General features: G+C 70.3%; 14 protein-coding genes. 5 read left to right on the top strand and 9 right to left on the bottom strand.

What is annotated here, in order from left to right:
• Positions 1-222 precede the first annotated feature (222 nt).
• Positions 223-3,771, top strand: a complete 3,549-nt coding sequence (locus JKJ07_RS44795; protein ID WP_202998192.1) for a hypothetical protein — start codon at positions 223-225, stop codon at positions 3,769-3,771.
• A 15-nt stretch (positions 3,772-3,786) separates the two neighbouring features.
• Here JKJ07_RS44795 and JKJ07_RS44790 read toward each other — a convergent pair whose 3' ends face one another.
• The 6 genes from JKJ07_RS44790 to JKJ07_RS44765 form a co-directional block, all read right to left on the bottom strand.
• Positions 3,787-4,230, bottom strand: a complete 444-nt coding sequence (locus tag JKJ07_RS44790; protein WP_202998191.1) for a hypothetical protein — start codon at positions 4,228-4,230, stop codon at positions 3,787-3,789.
• A gap of 160 nt (positions 4,231-4,390) precedes the next feature.
• Entirely contained in the window at positions 4,391-4,840 is a 450-nt protein-coding gene (gene rplI, locus JKJ07_RS44785; protein ID WP_202998190.1) for a 50S ribosomal protein L9, read from the bottom strand.
• Between the two features lie 14 nt (positions 4,841-4,854).
• Complete coding sequence (rpsR, locus tag JKJ07_RS44780; RefSeq protein WP_007073789.1) at positions 4,855-5,094, bottom strand: 30S ribosomal protein S18; 240 nt, start codon at positions 5,092-5,094, stop codon at positions 4,855-4,857.
• Between the two features lie 53 nt (positions 5,095-5,147).
• A complete protein-coding gene (locus JKJ07_RS44775) occupies positions 5,148-5,717 on the bottom strand; it encodes a single-stranded DNA-binding protein (RefSeq protein WP_202998189.1) in 570 nt (189 codons plus the stop codon).
• Between the two features lie 65 nt (positions 5,718-5,782).
• Positions 5,783-6,073, bottom strand: coding sequence for a 30S ribosomal protein S6 (gene rpsF / locus JKJ07_RS44770; protein WP_202998188.1), 291 nt, complete (start codon positions 6,071-6,073; stop codon positions 5,783-5,785).
• Positions 6,074-6,365: 292 nt separating this feature from the next.
• Positions 6,366-7,358 (bottom strand): hypothetical protein, encoded by a 993-nt coding sequence (locus JKJ07_RS44765; protein WP_202998187.1) that lies wholly within the window; start codon positions 7,356-7,358, stop codon positions 6,366-6,368.
• A gap of 129 nt (positions 7,359-7,487) precedes the next feature.
• Between JKJ07_RS44765 and JKJ07_RS44760 the strand changes: the two genes are divergently transcribed.
• From JKJ07_RS44760 to JKJ07_RS44750, 3 genes are all read left to right on the top strand, one after another.
• On the top strand, positions 7,488-8,264 hold the full coding sequence (locus tag JKJ07_RS44760; protein WP_202998186.1) for a deoxyribonuclease IV: 777 nt from the start codon (positions 7,488-7,490) through the stop codon (positions 8,262-8,264).
• 22 nt (positions 8,265-8,286) lie between these two features.
• A complete protein-coding gene (locus JKJ07_RS44755) occupies positions 8,287-10,404 on the top strand; it encodes a hypothetical protein (protein ID WP_202998185.1) in 2,118 nt (705 codons plus the stop codon).
• Between the two features lie 273 nt (positions 10,405-10,677).
• The gene (locus tag JKJ07_RS44750; RefSeq protein WP_202998184.1) at positions 10,678-11,109 is read left to right on the top strand and encodes a hypothetical protein; all 432 of its coding nucleotides are present in this window, start codon (positions 10,678-10,680) and stop codon (positions 11,107-11,109) included.
• A 12-nt stretch (positions 11,110-11,121) separates the two neighbouring features.
• Here JKJ07_RS44750 and JKJ07_RS44745 read toward each other — a convergent pair whose 3' ends face one another.
• From JKJ07_RS44745 to JKJ07_RS44735, 3 genes are all read right to left on the bottom strand, one after another.
• Positions 11,122-12,645 (bottom strand): glycosyltransferase family 87 protein, encoded by a 1,524-nt coding sequence (locus JKJ07_RS44745; RefSeq protein ID WP_202998183.1) that lies wholly within the window; start codon positions 12,643-12,645, stop codon positions 11,122-11,124.
• Between the two features lie 82 nt (positions 12,646-12,727).
• On the bottom strand, positions 12,728-15,280 hold the full coding sequence (locus JKJ07_RS44740) for a transglycosylase domain-containing protein (RefSeq protein WP_307834769.1): 2,553 nt from the start codon (positions 15,278-15,280) through the stop codon (positions 12,728-12,730).
• Between the two features lie 427 nt (positions 15,281-15,707).
• A complete protein-coding gene (locus JKJ07_RS44735) occupies positions 15,708-16,178 on the bottom strand; it encodes a DUF5318 domain-containing protein (protein WP_202998181.1) in 471 nt (156 codons plus the stop codon).
• A gap of 159 nt (positions 16,179-16,337) precedes the next feature.
• Here JKJ07_RS44735 and JKJ07_RS44730 point away from each other — a divergent pair, with 159 nt between their 5' ends.
• On the top strand, positions 16,338-16,988 hold the full coding sequence (locus JKJ07_RS44730) for a PadR family transcriptional regulator (protein ID WP_202998180.1): 651 nt from the start codon (positions 16,338-16,340) through the stop codon (positions 16,986-16,988).
• The last annotated feature ends 14 nt before the right edge of the window (positions 16,989-17,002 follow it).

The following is a 17,002-nucleotide window of genomic DNA, read 5'->3' as shown; positions in this document are numbered from 1 at the left end:
GTAGCCCTGTGCACAGCCTGTGTATAACTCCTGGGGACGGCTAAGGTTCTGCCTTGCCGAGCAGGCATTTCGCAGTCCCCACCTGTGGAGGGGGAAAAACACCTGCACAAGTGCGAAAAGGTGCCCGGCGTGAGCAAGCCGTCGCGCGGAGGCGTTGCGGTTCCGACGCGCGGAAGGCACGCTTTTCAGGTGGACCAACGGGAGTGGGACTACGGTGCCCGCATGTCGCGTGAGCGACGAGCGGGCGAGCCGCGTTCCTCCCGTAACCCGGATTCGTCCGATTTCGCCGAGCCTGAGCAGAAATGGTCGGCGCTGACAGACACGGGCAGCATGCAGCCCAGCGCCGAGGCTCTCGACTGGCAGCGCCGGGCCGACGCGTGGGCGCAGCAGTCGGAGCCCGACCCGCATCAGGCCGTCGAGCCGGCGAACCGCTGGTCCGACGTGGCCGAGACGGGCCGCACGACCTTCCCGGCCGACGGCGTGGGCTGGCGCACCGAGACGGCCGAGTGGCGCGCGACCGGTGCCCGCTGGCGGCAGACCACCGAGTGGCGCTCCACGACGGGCACCCACGTCTGGCGTTCGACCACCGAGGCCTGGCAGACGGGTGGCAACGAGTCCTATCCGCCGGCCGCCGAGACCCCGATGGCCCAGCCCGCGCTCTCGAGCACGGCCTGGTCGGACGACTCGCGCGACGATTCCCGCCCGGCCTGGCAGCAGTTCACCGACTCGTCGAACAACGACGCGAGCACGTCGACTCCGAGCTGGCAGCGTTCGAGCCCCGGCGAGACGACCACGCCGTCGTGGCAACAACCTTCCCCGCGTACGCCCGCGGAAAGCTCCCCGTCGTGGCAGCAGCTGGTCGAGCCCACGCAGCAGCCGTCGCGGAGCTCTCGCCCGTCGTGGCAGCGCGACGCGATCGAGGGCTCGGCCACCTGGACCGACCTGACCGACCAGCGCTCGGCCGCCGCGGATTCCGGCCCGAGCTGGCTGCGCTCCGAAGAGCAGCGTGATGACGGCCGCCACCTGGTGCGCGAGGACGACCGGGCCGCCTGGCGACGCGATGCGAGCGCCGGGTCACCCTCGGTGGGGCGCCGTCGCGCTCCCGAGCCGGGTTCCGCTCCTTCCGGCGGTACGGGGTGGTCAGGCGCCCGCTCCGACGCGGACAACTGGGAAGACACCGGCAACTGGGCGCGTCACACCGACACCGGCAGCATCCAGCTGTACGGCGACACGCCCGCTCCGCCCTCGTCCACGACGAACTGGGGCACGGGTTTCGGCTCGCGCAACGTCAACCGGCGCGACGAGGCCCGCCGCGAACCCCCACCCACCTCGTACGGGCAAAGTCCCGGCTACGAGATGCCGCCCGCCGCGCCGTACGAGCCGCCTCCGCGCCCGCCGCGCCGTGACGACACCTCCTCGCGTGCCCTCCCGGCCGGTTACGACGACGCGCCGCGCCGGTACGCCCCCGAGGACGATCCCGCCTCGACCGGCCGCCGCCAGCGCCCCCACCGGTATGCCGACGACGAGCCCGGCTATCCGACCGGCGCCGCTCCCAGCTCGTCCTACCCGACGAGTGCCGCCGCGGCCTATCCGCCACCGGTGGCCGAGCCGCGTGCCCCGCGCCGGGCCCGTCCCGAGCAGGACGAGACCGCGACGTTCAGCGCCGTCCCGATGCCGGCCCCGCCGCCCGCGCAGCGCAGCGCCCCGCCGATGCCGCGCAGCGCGCCCCCGTCGGCCCAGCGCAGCGTTCCGCCGGTCGCGCCCCGCAGCGCACCCGCGGCCGCCCCGCGCAGCGGTCCCACCGGCTCCCCCACGGGCCGGGCGAAATACGGCGGCGGCAGCAGCGACTGGCGCGAGCAGACCGGTTCGTGGGAGGCCGAGCCCGACACCAGCAGCTGGGTTCGCGATCCCGACACGGGCCAGTGGAGCCGCTCCGAGGACGATCCGCGCATCCTGGCCTGGCGGCGCGAGGCCGACCGCCGGGAGGCGATGGGCCAGGGTCCGCGCGCGCTGCCCGCCCCGCCGGCCGCTCCCGAGCAGCCCGAGGCCCGTCCCGAGCCGACGACCGGCGGCTGGCGCAACACGCCTCCGCCGCCGTTGCCCCCGGCGCCCGCGCCCCGCAGCGCGAGCCCGTATTCCGACGGCCCGTACGGTGCCGCGCCGACGAGCTCGATGCCCGGCGGCTATCCGGATGACCCGGCGCGTGGCTACGGCGTGAACCCGGCGAGCTCCGTCCCGGGTCGCGGCCGCGACGACGATCGTTACGACCCGCCCCAGGGCGGTGGCTACGGCGCGGCCCCGACCGGGCGTGGTTACGACGAGCCAACCGGTCGCGGCTATCAGGAGCCCCCGGCCCGCGCTTACCAAGAGCCTCCGGCCCGCGCTTACCAGGAGCCGCCGCCCAGCCGCGGCTATGAGGAACCGCCGAGTCGCGGCTATCAGGACTATCAGGAGCCGCCGACCGGTCGTGGCTATGGAGAGCCGCCTGCTCGCGGCTACGGCGAAGAGCCGCCCCGTCGCGGCTACGAGGAGCCGCCGTCGGGCCGCGGCTATCGCGACGAGCCCGGCAACGCTCCGCGCAGTGGCACGGCCTACGGCAGCGCGTCCGCACCGCCGTACGGGGGCCGACCGGCGCTTCCGAGTGCCCCGCGCAGCGCGCCCGGCTATGGCGACGACGCCACGACGGTCTACCCCGCCGCCCCGCGCAGCGCTCCCGGCTACGGCGACGACGCCACAACGGTGTATCCCGCCGCCCCGGCCAGCGGCATGCCCGGCGGCCCGGTCAACGACTGGTCGTCGACGGCCCCCCGCAGCGGCCCCGGCTATTCGGGTGCCGCCTCGGTGCCGGTCAGCTCGACCCCCCGTTACTCGTCGTCGGCCCCGGCCAGCGGCATCCCGCAGGACGATCCGTACGGCGAGCCCACCCGGTCCGGCCGTCGTCGCGACGCGGTCGACCCTTCGGCGTACGCCGCGGAGCCGTTGAGCCCCGAGGTCTGGCAGCCCGGCTCGAGCCGTCAGGGTGCTTCCGACGAGGTCGCGCCGTGGACGCTGCGTGAGCCGGCCCCGACCGGCGGCGCGGAACCGGACCCGGCGTCGTGGGCGCTCGAGGAACGTCGTGAACGCGCCCGCGGCAGCGCCATCTATCGCGAGGGCGGCGGCGGGGACTGGCGACGCGATCTGGCCGATCAAAGTGATCTGGCCGAGGGCGAGTCCCGACGATTCGGCACCTCGGATTACGTGCCCTTTCGGGCCGGCGGCTCAGCCGCGGTCCAGGGACAATCAAACTTATCCACCACGTCGACGTCGCTGATCTCGCCGGTTGCGCGGGACGTCTCGGCGGCGCCCGCGCGGGGCGGTGCGAGCTGGAACGGCCCCTCGGGGGCATACGAGCGTCGCCCGGTCACGGGCGGTTACCCGACGGTCCGGAAGAGCGATCTGCTCGATCCGGACGATGAGGAGGGCGAACAGGAGTCCGGCGGCCCGCTCGCCGCGGTCGGTTACACCGTCATCTGGTACGGCGTTCCGGTGGTCCTGTTCGTCGCGTACATGCTGGTCGTCGGCACCGGCGCCCAGGGCCACGCGTTGTCCACATTGGCCAAGGCGGCCCCGCAGTTCCTGGTCTCGCTGGTGCTGAGCGTCGTCGTGGCGATCGGCCTGCGCTTCGTCAGCCACTCGTGGAAGGCGATCAGCGTGGGCCTGGCCGCGGCCGTGGTCGGCGGGGGCCTGGCCACCGTGCTGACCTCGGCCATCACCGGCAACAGCCTGAGCTGACGGCCCCGCACTCCGTCAGCCGACCGCGGCCTCCGGCCGGCCGGTGCGACGGCGCATCACCAGAGAGCCGGTCAGTCCACCGAAGGCGAGCAGAGCACCCAGTACGGTCAATGGGCGTACCGCGCCGTCCATGATCGGTGCCCACGGCAGCGGGAAAGGGCCGGTTCCCCTGGTCTCCACCATGCCCATGACCAGATAGATGCTGACCAGGGCGGTGTGCGGGGCCAACAACGCCACACCGAGTACGCCCCAGCCGCCGACGCCCCGGAGCAGGCGCACGATTCCGACGCCGAGCAGCGCGCCCGCCAGCCAGAAGAGCACGGCGAGCAGCAGAGCCAGACTCGGCTGGGACCGCTCCACCCGGACCACGACCGGTTCGCCCGACGCGGTGGGCTGCCGCACGACGAGCCGCCAGTCGCGGTACGCCGCCGTGAGCTCGTCACCACCGGTCCCACCCACGCGCCAACCGGCCGTTTCGAGGCGGGACGCCATCACGGGGAACTCGCCGCCGCTCGGCTTGGGGACTCGCGATCCGCACGGGGGCAGACTAGCGGTCACCCATGAACAAAAGGCGCGCCGAGATCATGCGATCCCGGCGCGCCTCCTGGCGTTCCGCTTGTTACTTGGCGGCGACGACGTTCACCGGGAACGTCGCGGTCACCTCGGGGTGCAGCTTGACCTGGACGTTGTACGCGCCCGTGGTCTTGATGTGGCCGGGCAGCTCGAGGCGGCGCCGGTCGAGGGCGGGACCACCGGCGGTCTTGACCGCGTCGACGATCTCGGCCGGGGTGATCGAGCCGAACAGCCGGCCGCCGTTGCCGGAGCGGGCGGTCAGCGTGACCTTGAGGCCGGACAGCTGGGCCTTGACCTCGTTGGCCTGGCCCAGGTCACGGATCTCGCGGGCGTCACGGGCCCGCTTGATGACCGCGACCTGCTTCTCGGCGCCCTTGGTCCACTGGATCGCGAACCCCTGCGGCAGCAGGTAGTTGCGGCCGTAGCCGTTCTTGACCTCGACGATGTCGCCGGGGGTGCCGAGACCCGACACCTCCTGCGTGAGGATGATCTTCATATTGGTGATCCCCCTCAGCGCGCCGTCGCCGTGTACGGCAGGAGCGCCATCTCGCGGGCGTTCTTGACCGCGCGGGCGATCTGCCGCTGCTGCTGGGAGGTCACCCCGGTGACCCGGCGGGCACGGATCTTGCCCCGGTCGGAGATGAACTTCCGCAGCAGGGCGGTGTCCTTGTAGTCGATGTAGGTGATCCCGTCCTTGTCGAGCGGGTTCACCTTCTTCTTCGGCTTGCGAAGCGCCGCAGCCTTAGCCATTGCTCTTACTCCTGAACTCAGTGAGCCCTGGGGTCTGCACGAGACCCGACGGGCTAGAAGGGAGGCTCGTCGTCGAACGAGGAGTTGCCACCGCCGCTGCCGCCGGAGCGGCCGCCGCTGTTGGAGGCCGGAGCCGCAGTCGCCCACGGGTCGTCGAAGTTGTTGCCTCCGCCGCCACCGTTGCTGGACTGCTGCGGGCGATTGCCGCCACCGCCACCACCGGAAGCGCCGAAGCCGCCGCCCCCGCCACCGCCGGAGCGGTTCATCCGCTGCACCTTCGCCGTGGCATACCGCAGCGACGGGCCGATCTCGTCGACCTCGAGCTCGTAGACGGTGCGCTTCTCGCCCTCGCGCGTCTCGTAAGACCGCTGGCGCAGCCGGCCCTGCACGATCACCCGGGAGCCGCGTTGCAGCGACTCGGCGACGTGCTCGGCGGCGTCACGCCAGATGTTGCACGCAAGGAAGAGTGGCTCGCCGTCTTTCCACTGGCCCGACTCACGGTCCATGGTCCGCGGCGTCGAAGCGATGCGGAATTTCGCGACCGCCGCACCCGACGGGGTGAAGCGCAGCTCGGGGTCGTCGGTCAAGTTGCCGACGACCGTGATGACGGTTTCTCCTGCCATGATCTTCTCCTCGCCGCTTTGCTCGTTCGGTGGAGGCTCTCAGAACCCCCTGACAAAAACGAGGCTCAGCGGGTCTCGGGCCGGATGACCTTGGTACGCAGGATGGACTCGTTGAGCCGGAGCTGACGGTCCAGCTCGGCCACGGCCTCGGGCGTCGCCTGCAGGTCGACGACCGCGTAGATGCCTTCGGCCTTCTTGTTGATCTCGAACGAGAGCCGGCGACGGCCCCAGACGTCGAGCTTCTCCACCGAGCCACCCGCGTTCGTGATCACCTTGAGGTACTGATCGAGCGACGGGGCGATCGTGCGCTCCTCGAGCGAAGGGTCGAGGATCACCATGAGTTCGTAATGACGCAAGACGTTCTCACCTCCTGTGGGCTAACGGCCACGGTCTCTCCGTGGCAGGAGGTCTTGTGTCGATCGCATGAGAAAGCCGTGGGAGCTTGACCCACGGCGGCCGCACTGCGAACCGAGCAAGCATACCCGCGACGGTCGCGGCACCAAAAAGAAGGACCCCGCCTTGACGACGAGGTCCTTCCTGGTGAAGCCGCGGGGCGCCCGATCCGCATTCGCTGGGTGGGACCTGGGGAGGAACGACCACACCGATGAGGTTGGACGCGGCCGCCCCGCGGAGCCTATGAGCAGAAGACTACGCGATTCCCGCCCTATTTGCACGTTGCGACACGATTGCCCGAATTGCGGCAACTGTTACTCCGACCACACAGACGGCGGCGGTCAGCGCGAGCAGGCCGAGCGGGTTGCCGCCCTCCGGCAGGGGCTGCAGCGCGGCCACCGGCTCCGCCGCGGCGATCTGCGTGGGCGGGACGGGCGGCGGGGCCGGTACGACGGGGGCGGCGTCGACCGTCATCGGCTCCAGATCCACCTGCGGTTCGCCCGGGAGCAGCGTCGGCTCGCTGCCCGGGGGCATCCCGGCGAAGGCGGGGGCCGCGCTTCCGGGCGTACCGGCCGCGGTCTTGGTCTTGGGCCGGTGAGCGGCACCGCCGTGGGGCAGACCCTGGGCCGCCGACGAGGCCACCTGCGCCGTCGCGCCGGTCCGCGGAGTCCATGGCTCACGGGTGCTCGGACGGGTGGTTGCAGCCCGGTCGCGGGTCGGACGCTCGGCCGGGGCGGCCTGGGAACCGGACGGGGAGCCGGAAGGGTCGTCGGGATCGCTCGGCGCCAGCGACATCGGCTTCGCGTCGTCCGCGGAGGCATCCGGGGCCGGCTCGGGGTCGGTGGCCGTCGAAACGGCCGGCGAGGCGGTGATCAGCACCGGGTCGGACTCGTCGCCGATCGGGCAGTCGGGCTTGAGGGTCACCGAGGTCGTGCCCCGCCGGAAGATCACCTCGGTCGAGCTGTCGTCCGGCACCGTGCCCTTCGAGTCGGCGCCGAGCAGCAGGTCAGCGGCGTACCCGGTCTGGTTGACGACCCGGATGGTGCTCTGCGCCGGCACGGTCATCGACTCGACGCTCGGCCGGGAGTGGCACGAGATGCCGAACATCCCGCCGCCCGAGAACGTCACCTGGCGAACGCCCTCGGGCACCGGATCGGCGCTCGCCGTCCCGTTCGCCAGCATCGGCGCACCGAAGATCAGACCGCCCAGCACGATCGCCGTCACCCGCTGTCGGACCTGCCGCGACATGCACCATCTCCCACTTCGCACCGGCCCCTGGCCGATATCGGTCAAACGTGATCAATGGAGCTAACGAGACCCGGCAAGGCGCGGTGACGCGCGGAGGAAAGTGTCGGACGCTCGTCGTAGTCTCGTCCCATGCGCATCGGAGCCCATGTCGATCCCGCCGCCCCGCTCGAGGAGGCCACCGCCCGCGGCGCCGAGGCGGTGCAGTTCTTCCTGACCGACCCGCAGGGTTACAAAAGCCCCAAACCGCGGGAGGACGCCGAGGCGCTGCGCGCGTCCGAGGTGGACGTTTACATTCACGCGCCCTACATCGTCAATGTCGCCTCTCCGAACAACCGCATTCGCATCCCCAGCCGCAAGCTGCTGGTGGCGCACGCCAAGGCCGCGGCCGAGCTGGGGGCGAAGGGCTTGATCGTGCACGGCGGTCACGTCGGCAAGGGCGAGGATCTCGCGGCCGGCTTCGAGAATTGGCGCAAGGCCTTCGAATACGCGGAGAACGACGGCGGGCTGCCACTGCCGATCCTGATCGAGAACACAGCCGGCGGCGACAACGCGTGTGCCCGCCGCTTCGACGATCTGGCCCGGCTGTGGGAGGCGGTGGGCTCGTTCGGCGCCGGCTTCTGCCTCGACACCTGCCACGCCTACGCGGGCGGCGAAGACCTGGTCGGCATCGTCGACCGCGTCAAGGCGATCACGGGCCGCATCGATCTGATCCACGCCAACGACTCCAAGGGCGGATTCGACTCCGGCCAGGACAGGCACGACAACCTCGGCAATGGCAAGATCGACCCGGACCTCATCGTGGCCGCGATCCGGGCCGCCGACGCACCGGCCGTCGTCGAGACACCGGGCGGCAGCGAGGGACAGACCGCCGACATCGCGCTCCTGCGGGAGCGTACGGGTCGTTGACGCGCCGCACGGGGAGAGGCTCATGACCGCCGAGCAGCCGAAACACCCCACCGCCCCGGATCCTTCGCGCCCGGCCGCCCCACCCGGCGCCGTGGCCACGTCATCCGCGATCCCGGCCCAGCCCGGCCCGCCGTCGCAGGAGAAAGCGCCGCCGCCGCCCGCCGCATCGTCGGCAGCCGGACCCACTGCGTCGGCTGCACCCCCCGCGGCGGGACCCGCTGCGTCGGCTGCAACTCCCGCGGCGGGACCCGCTGCGGGGTCCGGGGCGACCCAGACCAAGGTCGACCTGCCCAAGGTCGACGAGGCTCCACAAAAGACCAAGAAGAAGCACGCCGAACCGCTGCCGTCCGAGCGCCCGCCCGGCACCCCGCCCGACCCGTGGAAGGCGTTCGCCACCACCTCGGAGCGCCCGCCCGGCCGGCTCCGCCGCGGCACCCGCCGGTTCTTCCGATCGCTGATCCACGAGTACGCCCTGGTCACCTACGCCGGCATCCTGCTCGCCGTCGCCCTGACCTGGCCGACCCTGCGCTACCCGCTGCACACGCTGCCGCAGGACGTCTGGGACCCGTCCCGCCAGGCCTGGCAGATCGCCTGGTCCGGGCACATCCTGCTGACCGACCCGGCCCGTCTCTGGCAGTCCAACGCCTTCTTTCCGCTGACCGACACCTTCGCGTACGGCAACAGCCTCCTCGGCTACGCCCCGTTCGGCATGATCGGCGACGGGCCCCTGGCCGCGATCCTGCGTTACAACATCCTCTTCGTGCTGGCCCACGCGCTGCTCGCGATCGGCGGCTACGCCCTGGTCCGCCAGCTCGGCGCAGGCCGTACGGGAGCCGCAGTGGCCGCCGTGGCCATCGCTTACGCGCCCTGGCGGCTCGCCCAGGAGGGCCACCTCGACATCATCTCGGCCGGCGGCATCCCCCTCGCCCTGGCCATGCTCGCCCGCGGCCACGGCTGGTCGCTGCGTCGCGGCCTGCGCCCCGCGGCCCGCAGCGCCAAGTGGGCCGCCGCCGGGTGGCTGGTCGCGACGTGGCAGGTCAGCCTCGGCTTCTCGCTCGGCGGCCCGTTCCTGATCGTCCTCGGCCTCATCCTGATCGTGCTGTTCCTCGGGGTGCCCATCCGCCGCCTGCGCCGCCCCGCCGAACGGCCCGTGCTCGGCTGGCGCCTCATGCTCACCGACACGCTGGGCCCGCTGTTCCTGGCCGCCGTGAGCGGCCTGATCGCGATTCCCTATTTCCGCGTCCCCGACACCGGCCCGGCCACCACCGAGATCACCTTCTTCTCGCCCCCGCTGCGCAGCCTGCTCATCGGCCCCGCCGAATCCCGCATCTGGGGCGCCCCGCACGAGGTGCCGCGCTCGTCGCTCGGCTGGCCGGCCGAGATGGGCCTGCTGCCCGGCTTCGTCCTCTATGCACTTGCGCTCGCGGGCCTGGCGTTCTCGATCTGGACGCTGCGCCAGCGGCTGCTGCTGCTCGCCGCCCTGGCCGTCACCATCGTCCTGACCCTCGGCACCAACTTCTACGAGGGCCGCTGGACCTACCTGCCCGTTTTCGGCCACCTCCCCGCCTCGCTCGGCCTGCGCATCCCGGGCCGGCTGATGATCTGGGCTACGCTGCTGCTGGCCATCCTCGCGGCCGGCGCCGTGGCCGAGTTCGTCCGTCGCGCCGAACACCTCTCCGAGCAGCGCATCCCACCCTGGCCCGGCCCGTGGCTGCGCCTGGCCACCTTCGTGCCGCTGATGCTGGTGCTCGTCGAGGGCTGGAACGCAACGGCCCACCCGGTCGTCCCGTCGCAGCCGACGGCCATGCGCACGGTCAGCGGCCCGATGCTGGTGCTGCCCACGGCCGCCCTGACCGACCAGACCGTCATGCTCTGGTCCACCACCCGCTTCCAGCCCATGGTCAACGGCAGCAACGGCGGTTTCGCCGCGACCCGCCAGGCTGAGCTGCGCCGCAATGTCGAAACGTTCCCCGACGCCGCCAGCATCGAATACCTCCGCTCCCTCAACATCGACCGCGTCCTGCTCCTCCGCTCCCAGTCGGCCGGCACCCCCTGGGAACGCGCCGGCGACATCCCGGTCGACGCCCTGAACATCCGCCGCGAAGACATAGACGACGCCGTCCTCTTCCACCTGCGCTGACATCCCAGATCCACCGCCCTTTCGAGGTCCCGCCATCCTGCCCGCCCTCCGTCAAGATCGCCCCGTTATCCACAATTCCGGGTTATCCACAGGGGACCGTGCACCGATCCCCCCGCCCCGCTAACGTCCCCAGGGCGGGTGGGGGCTAGGGATGGCCGTACACGGGCAAGATCAAGAAAAGTTGGGCGGCGGGTCGGAAGCGACGAACGGCGCGCAGTGGGTGACGGGCGCGGGCCGGGTCACGGGCGGCGGAAATGGCCGGGGGAGAGGCAGATGGGTGTCGTGCGGCTGAGCTTCTTCGTCGCTTCGGTTCGGGCTGTTTCGGGTGGTTGGCGGCTGGAGGGTGAGCCCGGCTTCCACACGCAGCACTGGGCGAGGCCGGGGGACCGGTTCGATCGGGCCTGCAGTGAGAACGGCCGCGGGGAACGGGTCGTGGACCTCGCCGTGGTCGAGCTGACCGAGTCGTACGTGATCGTCACGGGCTCGGGCGGCGACGACCTCCAACCCGAGGACATCATCACCGGCGAACGCGACGAAGAACCCAATCGCAACGAAGAACCCGAGCGCAACGAAGAACCCGAGCACGATGAGGAACCCGGGCGCAACGAAGAACCCAAGCGCGATGTGGGACTCGAACGCGACGAAGAACCCGAACGCGTCGAGAAGCCCGAACGCGACGAAGAATCCGAACGCGAAGACCAGTGAGAGCGCGAAAACCTAGACCTTCGCCACGACCGGTGGTGCTGGTGGGTCGGCGGGCGTGGGCGTAGGGGAGCGGTCCAACCGGAACCGCCGCCGCAAGCCAGCGATCCACGGGGCGTCCGGCCGGTTCAGCGGCCCACCGTCCGGGTCGTCGTCGTAGGACTCGCGCACCGGGTCGAGCTCGGGCCGCCAGATCTCGCGAATAACCAGCCCGCACAGCACCGCCACCGTGATCAGCCGCAGGCTCGAGGCCAGCACGAACGTTCCCTCGGGGATGACCGGCTTACCCCCGGCGCCCATCAGCTCGGCGTAGAACGCGGTGAAGTAGCCGAACTCGGCCACCGTCCAGGCGATGATCGCCCCCCAGCGCGGCCGGGCCAGCACGATCAGGGGGAGCAGCCACAGCACGTACTGCTGCGACCAGACCTTGCTCGTGATCAGGAACGCGGCCACCACGAGGAACGACAGCTGGGCGACCCGCGGCCGGCGCGGCGCCAGCCAGGCCAGCAGGCCGATGCCGACGCAGGCGAGCCCGAAGAGGGCGTACGAGAGAAGGTTGAGCTGCGGCACGTGGTTGCTGAGCCATTGGAAGGGGCCTTGATCACCCTCGGCGCCCGAGTTCCATTTGCCGTCGAGGTAGCGCCCGATGTACCAGAGCGTGCCCCAGTCGATCGGCCGGTCGCTGTTGAGACGGAAGAACTTCAGCCAGCTCTCGTGGTAGAGGTAGAAGACCGGGAAGTTCGCCACGGCCCACGCCGCCGCCGCGGTCGCCATCGCCGCCGTCCACGAGCGCAGCGACTTCGATCTCAGGGCCAGCACGAGCAGCGGCCCGAGGATGAACAGCGGCCACAGTTTGGCCGCGCCGCCGAGCCCCAGGAACAACCCCGCCCAGGCCGGATGCTTCTTGGCCCACAGGTAGAGCCCGACCGCGGCCAGCCCGATGGCCAGGAAGTCCCAGTTGACCGTGGCGGTGAAGAAGATGATCGGGGAGACCGCGAAGATCGCCGCGTCCCAGGGCCGGCGTCGGCGCAGCGCCAGGATGATCGCGGCGGTCGCCACGGCCAGGGCGGACAGGATGATCGCGTTGGTGTTGTAGAACCACGTGCCCTGGTTGATCTCGGGGTGGTCCTGCCCGTACGAGTGGATCGGCAGCCCCAGGGCGCCCATGAAGTAACCGGTCACGACCGGGTATTCCACGGGCCAGTCCTTGTACGGAACTGCGCCCTCGTTGAGGTGCTCGGCGTAGTACAGCGCCAGCACGTCGGTGTAGCAGAACCGCGTGTACTGCGTGTTCTGCTGCCAGTCACCGCTCTGGCAGGGCGACTTCTGCACCCATGAGAACGCGAGGGTCAGGCACGTCAGCGCGAGGATGATGCGCGTGGCCGTCCAGAACCGTCCACGCCGGGCGTCCGGCTTGACGGCGTGCGAGCCGAGCGGCCCGCCGATCGCCTGGGAGATGCCGCGCACGAAGCCGTCCGACGTCGCCGGTGCGCTCGGCTTGTCAGGGCGGTCGATGTCCTCGGACGGTTGCGTGCTCATGACATGGCATCATGCCGTACTTCGCCCCATGCTTCCGTCAACGCCCTGCGGGCGGATCGGGAAGCACGGGGCGATCCGGGCGCTAGTTCTCCGGCTGGAGTGTGGGGTTGAGGGTCGGCAACTGAGTCTCGGGGGTGTTTTCGGGAGCCCCGCCACCAGGTTGGTCGCCGCCTCCGTCGTCACCGCCTCCGTCGTCACCGCCGTTGTTGTCCCCGCCGTTGTTGTCGTCGCCGCCGTTGTTCTCGCCGCCGCCGTTGTTGTTCCCGCCGCCGTTGTTCTGGTTGCAGTCGGGCCCGATGACGCCGAGCACACAGTCACCGCCGCTGTTGTTGCCGTCGTTGTTGTTCTGCGGGGGCGGCGGCGGTTCCTGGCCGTTGGCGAACGGGCTGTCCGGGTTGCCGGTCTCGACGCGCTTCGGGAAGTCCTCGTTCTGCAGGTCCTTCGCCTTGATCACGGCGTCCAGGAACTTCTTCCAGACCTTGGACGGGGTGCCGGCGCCGAACATGTCGCGGCCGTTGGATTCCTTCAGCTCGACCTTGCCCTTGGCCCCGCCGACCCAGACCGTCGCGGCGAGCTGCGGCATCCCCCCGACGAACCAGGTGTCACCGCTGCCCTCCTTGAACTCCCAGGTGCCGGACTTGGCGATGCTCTGCTGACCGTTGCGCAGGTCGCGGTCGTCGACCCGGACGATCTCCTTGAGGACCGACTGCAGGTTCGACATCTGGTCGGGGTCGAAGACCTGCTTGCCCTCGGTCTTCTCACCGCCGACGACCGTCTTCTTGCCGGTCTCGGGGTCGAGCTTGGTCACCGACTTGATGAAGTGCGCGTCGTGGTGCACGCCGTTGCCGACGATCGTGGCGACGCCCTCGGCGTGCTCGAGCGGGACGACCCGGTATTGACCGAAGGCGACCTCGTTGTCGAAGTAGCCCTTCTGCTCCCACGTCGACTTGTCGGTCTTGGTCAGGTCGACCAGCTTGCCGTTGGGGAACTGGTCGTTGCCGTCGGTGTACATGTGCTTGATGCCGGCGTCGCGGGCGGCCGTGATGACCTTGTCGCGGCCGATGCCGTCGGCGATCCAGTAGAACGGGAAGTTGTACGACTTGACCGTGGCCGTCTCGAGGTCACAGAACTTGATCTTGCCCTTGCAGACCGTTCCCGGGTCCGCGCCGGCGTTGCTGATCTTCGTGCCGTTCGGCCGCAGCTTCGTGCCGTCCCACGTCGTCTTGAAGGAGATGTCCTCCCTCAGCCCGGCCGCCAACGTATAGATCTTGAAGGTCGAGCCGGGGGACTGGCCGCCGGTGATCTCCTTGCCGTTGCCGGAGAGATAGCCGCCGTAGTCCAGGCCGTCGGGGTCGTCGCCGGCGTAGTAGCCGAGCACCCGGCCGGTCTTCGGGTCGATGCCGATCACCGCGGCCTGATAGGTCGCCGGCTTGCCGTTCATCGGCGAGTCCTCGCTCTTGCGGGACCCGGCCTCCTCGGCCGCCTTCTGCACGTCGGGGTCGATCGTCGTGGTGACGGTCAGACCGCCCTTGTCGAACTCCGTCGCGCTGATGCCCATCTCGGCCAGCTCGGCCCGGACGTGCCGCATGACCATGCCGACGGGCTTGCCCGCCGTGCTCTTGCTGGCCGAGCTCTTGCTGATCGGCTTGACCTTCGGGTAGGCCCGCTTGTCGTAGACCTCCTTCGAGATCCAGCCCATCTCCAGCATGTTGGCCATCGTGTACTCCCACCGATCCTTGGCATCGGTGAGGTTGTAGTTCGGGTCGTAGCCCTTGTGCGTGTCGGTCGGCTCCGGCTGCTTGATGATCGAGGCCAGCACCGCGGCCTCGTACGGCGTCACGGCGTTCTTCTGCCCGGCCGGCGTGAGCACCGACTTGCCGAAGTAGCCCTGCGCCGCGGCCTCGATGCCGTATCGGCCCTCGCCCAGGTAGATGTAGTTGAGGTACATCCCCATGATTTGGTCTTTGTCGTACTTGCCCTCGAGCTTGCGGGCGATGACGGCCTCGCGCAGCTTGCGGTTGATGCTGATTTCCTTCAGCTCGGCCGCGTGCCGGGCGTACTGCTGAGTGATCGTCGACGCGCCCTGGGTGGCGCCACCGGTGAAGTTGTTCCACGCGGCGCGGACGATGCCCTTCATGTCGATGCCGTGGTGCTTGTAGAAGTTCTTGTCCTCGGCGGCGGCCACGGCGTGCTCGACGACCTTGTTGATCTTCGCCTCGGGCACGACCGTGCGGTTCTGATCGCCGAGCTTCGCCAGCACGGTGCCCTTGGAGTCGAGGATCACATTCGACTGCTCCTCGGTCGCCAGCGGCGGCAGGTCGACGTCGTCGAAGAAATACGTGCCGCCGACGACGCCCGCGCCGAGCAGGATGACTATCACGGCTGCGGCGGCGGTCAGGATGTTCGTGCGGCGACGGCGCTTGGCCGCCTTCGACTTGTCCTTGCCCTTGACCGACCGGCCACCGCCGAAGCTGCCCTCGTCATCGGGGCCGTCGGCAGGACCAAAACCAGAAGTTCCCGGCCGTACGGCGGCACGCGCGACCGACGCGCGGCCCGGCGGGGGAGCGGCGGCGCCCACGCGGGCCGAACCACCGACCCGAGCCGAGCCACCGACGCGACCGGAAGCACTGCCCACGGATGCGCTGCCCACGGAGGCACTGCCGACCGATGCCCGCCCGGAGGTGCCGTTGCCTACCGAGGCGCGTCCGCCGGCCCCACGGCGGTACGCGTCGGGCGCGGGCCGAGCGGAGCCCGAGGGCCGCGCCGACCCGGAATAGGAGGAACGAGGCTGGTCGTCGTCAGGCGTTGAGCCGGCGGACCCGGGCACTCGGGCCCGGGCACGCGAAGACTGCGGTTCGCCGTACGGGTTCATGCGGTCTACACCTCGGTCGCGAGGACGCACGCGAGGAGAGCCCTGGAGAGGCCCTTCCCCGCGACGTCGCAGGCGGACGATTCGGGCTGCATACCGGCAGCCGCCCTGACTGATGTCGGAAATGACCGGCTGGTGCGCTGGATGCGCGAGCCGGTCGGGGTCACGTCAACGGTAGCGAGATCGATCCGCATCAGTTGCGGCCGTCCCAACTGTGTGACGATGACCCGATTTCGCGGTGGCGGCCCGCGGCGGACGAGGCGGCAACCGCCTCGACCCGATCGAGTTCGTCGGCGGTGAGCGCGTCCCGGCCGAGCAGATACTGCTGGGTCAGGTGATTCCACGCGCAAGATTGGCACACCTCCACGACGAAGACCTGGAACTCACGCAGCGTCATCGCCAGGACAGGCAGCTCGGCGAGCTTGCGGGCCTGCCCGGCGGTCTGCTTGAGCTCGTCGCCGTAGATGTAGTGCACGAGGGTCAGGTTCTCGCGCCGGCAGATCGGGCAGCGCTCCTCGGTGGGCTCGCCATGGAATCGAGCAGCACTTTTGAGGTATGGCGAGGCATCGCAGACCTCGAGCGTTCCGATCTTGCCGTTGTGCACGTCACGCAGCACTGCCCGCTTCTGTAGCGAGAAGTCGACAAGCTGCCGCTGCGTGCGCATGGCGGAAAGCGTACGCGGTCCAACGGCGAGGAGCGACAGTCATCACGCAGCGTGGCGCGCGTGTAGCTCACACATGAACAGCTTGCGGACTCGTGACGACGGATCTACGGTTGCGATGTATCGGGCCGATACATCGGGACAGGCGAGGGGAGGCGGCCGATGCTGGAACTGGCGATCCTCGGCCTCCTTCAGGAGACCCCGATGCATGGGTACGAGCTCCGCAAGGAACTCGCCACCAAGCTGGGCACGATCCGCGCCGCGATCAGCTACGGCACCCTCTACCCGACCCTCAAGCGGCTTCGGACGGCCGGTTGGATCACCGAGTCCGAGTCGGATCCGACGATGATCCCCCCGATGACCAGCAAACGGGGCCGGGTTGTTTACAAGATCACTGCCGACGGCAAGGAGCGGTTCGCCGATCTCCTGGCCCAGGCCGGCCCCGAGACGTACGACGACGCCGGCTTCGGCGTTCACTTCGCGTTCTTCTCCCGGACCGACCGCGCCACCCGGCTGCGCATCCTGGAGGGCCGCCGCCGCCGCGTCGAGGAACGCCGGGAGGGCCTGCGCGACGTGTTGTCCCGCGCCGCCGGCCGGCTCGACGCCTACACGCTCGAACTGCAACGCCACGGACTCGACGCCGCCGAGCGCGAGGTCCGCTGGCTGGAGGAGCTCATCACCAACGAGCGCTCCGGCCGAGCCCCGGCGGGAACCGCCGGGGAACTCGACATCCCTTCCGCCGAGCCGCCACCGCAGCGGACGGCCGGGGATGCATCCCCCGAACCCCCGCGTCCGCATCAGGACCGGCCGTGATGAACAAGGAGGCA

It is taken from the genome of Paractinoplanes lichenicola, from assembly GCF_016785085.1.
GTDB classification, from domain to species: Bacteria; Actinomycetota; Actinomycetes; order Mycobacteriales; family Micromonosporaceae; genus Actinoplanes; species Actinoplanes lichenicola.
The sequence above is the reverse complement of the archived record's forward strand: the minus strand, read 5'-3'. Positions and strand labels throughout refer to the sequence as shown.

What these genes read in the sequence shown, in the direction of transcription:
- JKJ07_RS44750 (WP_202998184.1), top strand. Translation starts at nt 10,678, where the DNA reads ATGGGTGTCGTGCGGCTGAGCTTCTTCGTCGCTTCGGTTCGGGCTGTT.
- JKJ07_RS44730 (WP_202998180.1), top strand. Translation starts at nt 16,338, where the DNA reads ATGCTGGAACTGGCGATCCTCGGCCTCCTTCAGGAGACCCCGATGCAT.
- JKJ07_RS44795 (WP_202998192.1), top strand. Translation starts at nt 223, where the DNA reads ATGTCGCGTGAGCGACGAGCGGGCGAGCCGCGTTCCTCCCGTAACCCG.
- JKJ07_RS44760 (WP_202998186.1), top strand. Translation starts at nt 7,488, where the DNA reads ATGCGCATCGGAGCCCATGTCGATCCCGCCGCCCCGCTCGAGGAGGCC.
- JKJ07_RS44765 (WP_202998187.1), bottom strand. Translation starts at nt 7,358, where the DNA reads ATGTCGCGGCAGGTCCGACAGCGGGTGACGGCGATCGTGCTGGGCGGT.
- JKJ07_RS44735 (WP_202998181.1), bottom strand. Translation starts at nt 16,178, where the DNA reads ATGCGCACGCAGCGGCAGCTTGTCGACTTCTCGCTACAGAAGCGGGCA.
- JKJ07_RS44745 (WP_202998183.1), bottom strand. Translation starts at nt 12,645, where the DNA reads ATGAGCACGCAACCGTCCGAGGACATCGACCGCCCTGACAAGCCGAGC.
- rplI (WP_202998190.1), bottom strand. Translation starts at nt 4,840, where the DNA reads ATGAAGATCATCCTCACGCAGGAGGTGTCGGGTCTCGGCACCCCCGGC.
- rpsR (WP_007073789.1), bottom strand. Translation starts at nt 5,094, where the DNA reads ATGGCTAAGGCTGCGGCGCTTCGCAAGCCGAAGAAGAAGGTGAACCCG.
- JKJ07_RS44755 (WP_202998185.1), top strand. Translation starts at nt 8,287, where the DNA reads ATGACCGCCGAGCAGCCGAAACACCCCACCGCCCCGGATCCTTCGCGC.
- JKJ07_RS44775 (WP_202998189.1), bottom strand. Translation starts at nt 5,717, where the DNA reads ATGGCAGGAGAAACCGTCATCACGGTCGTCGGCAACTTGACCGACGAC.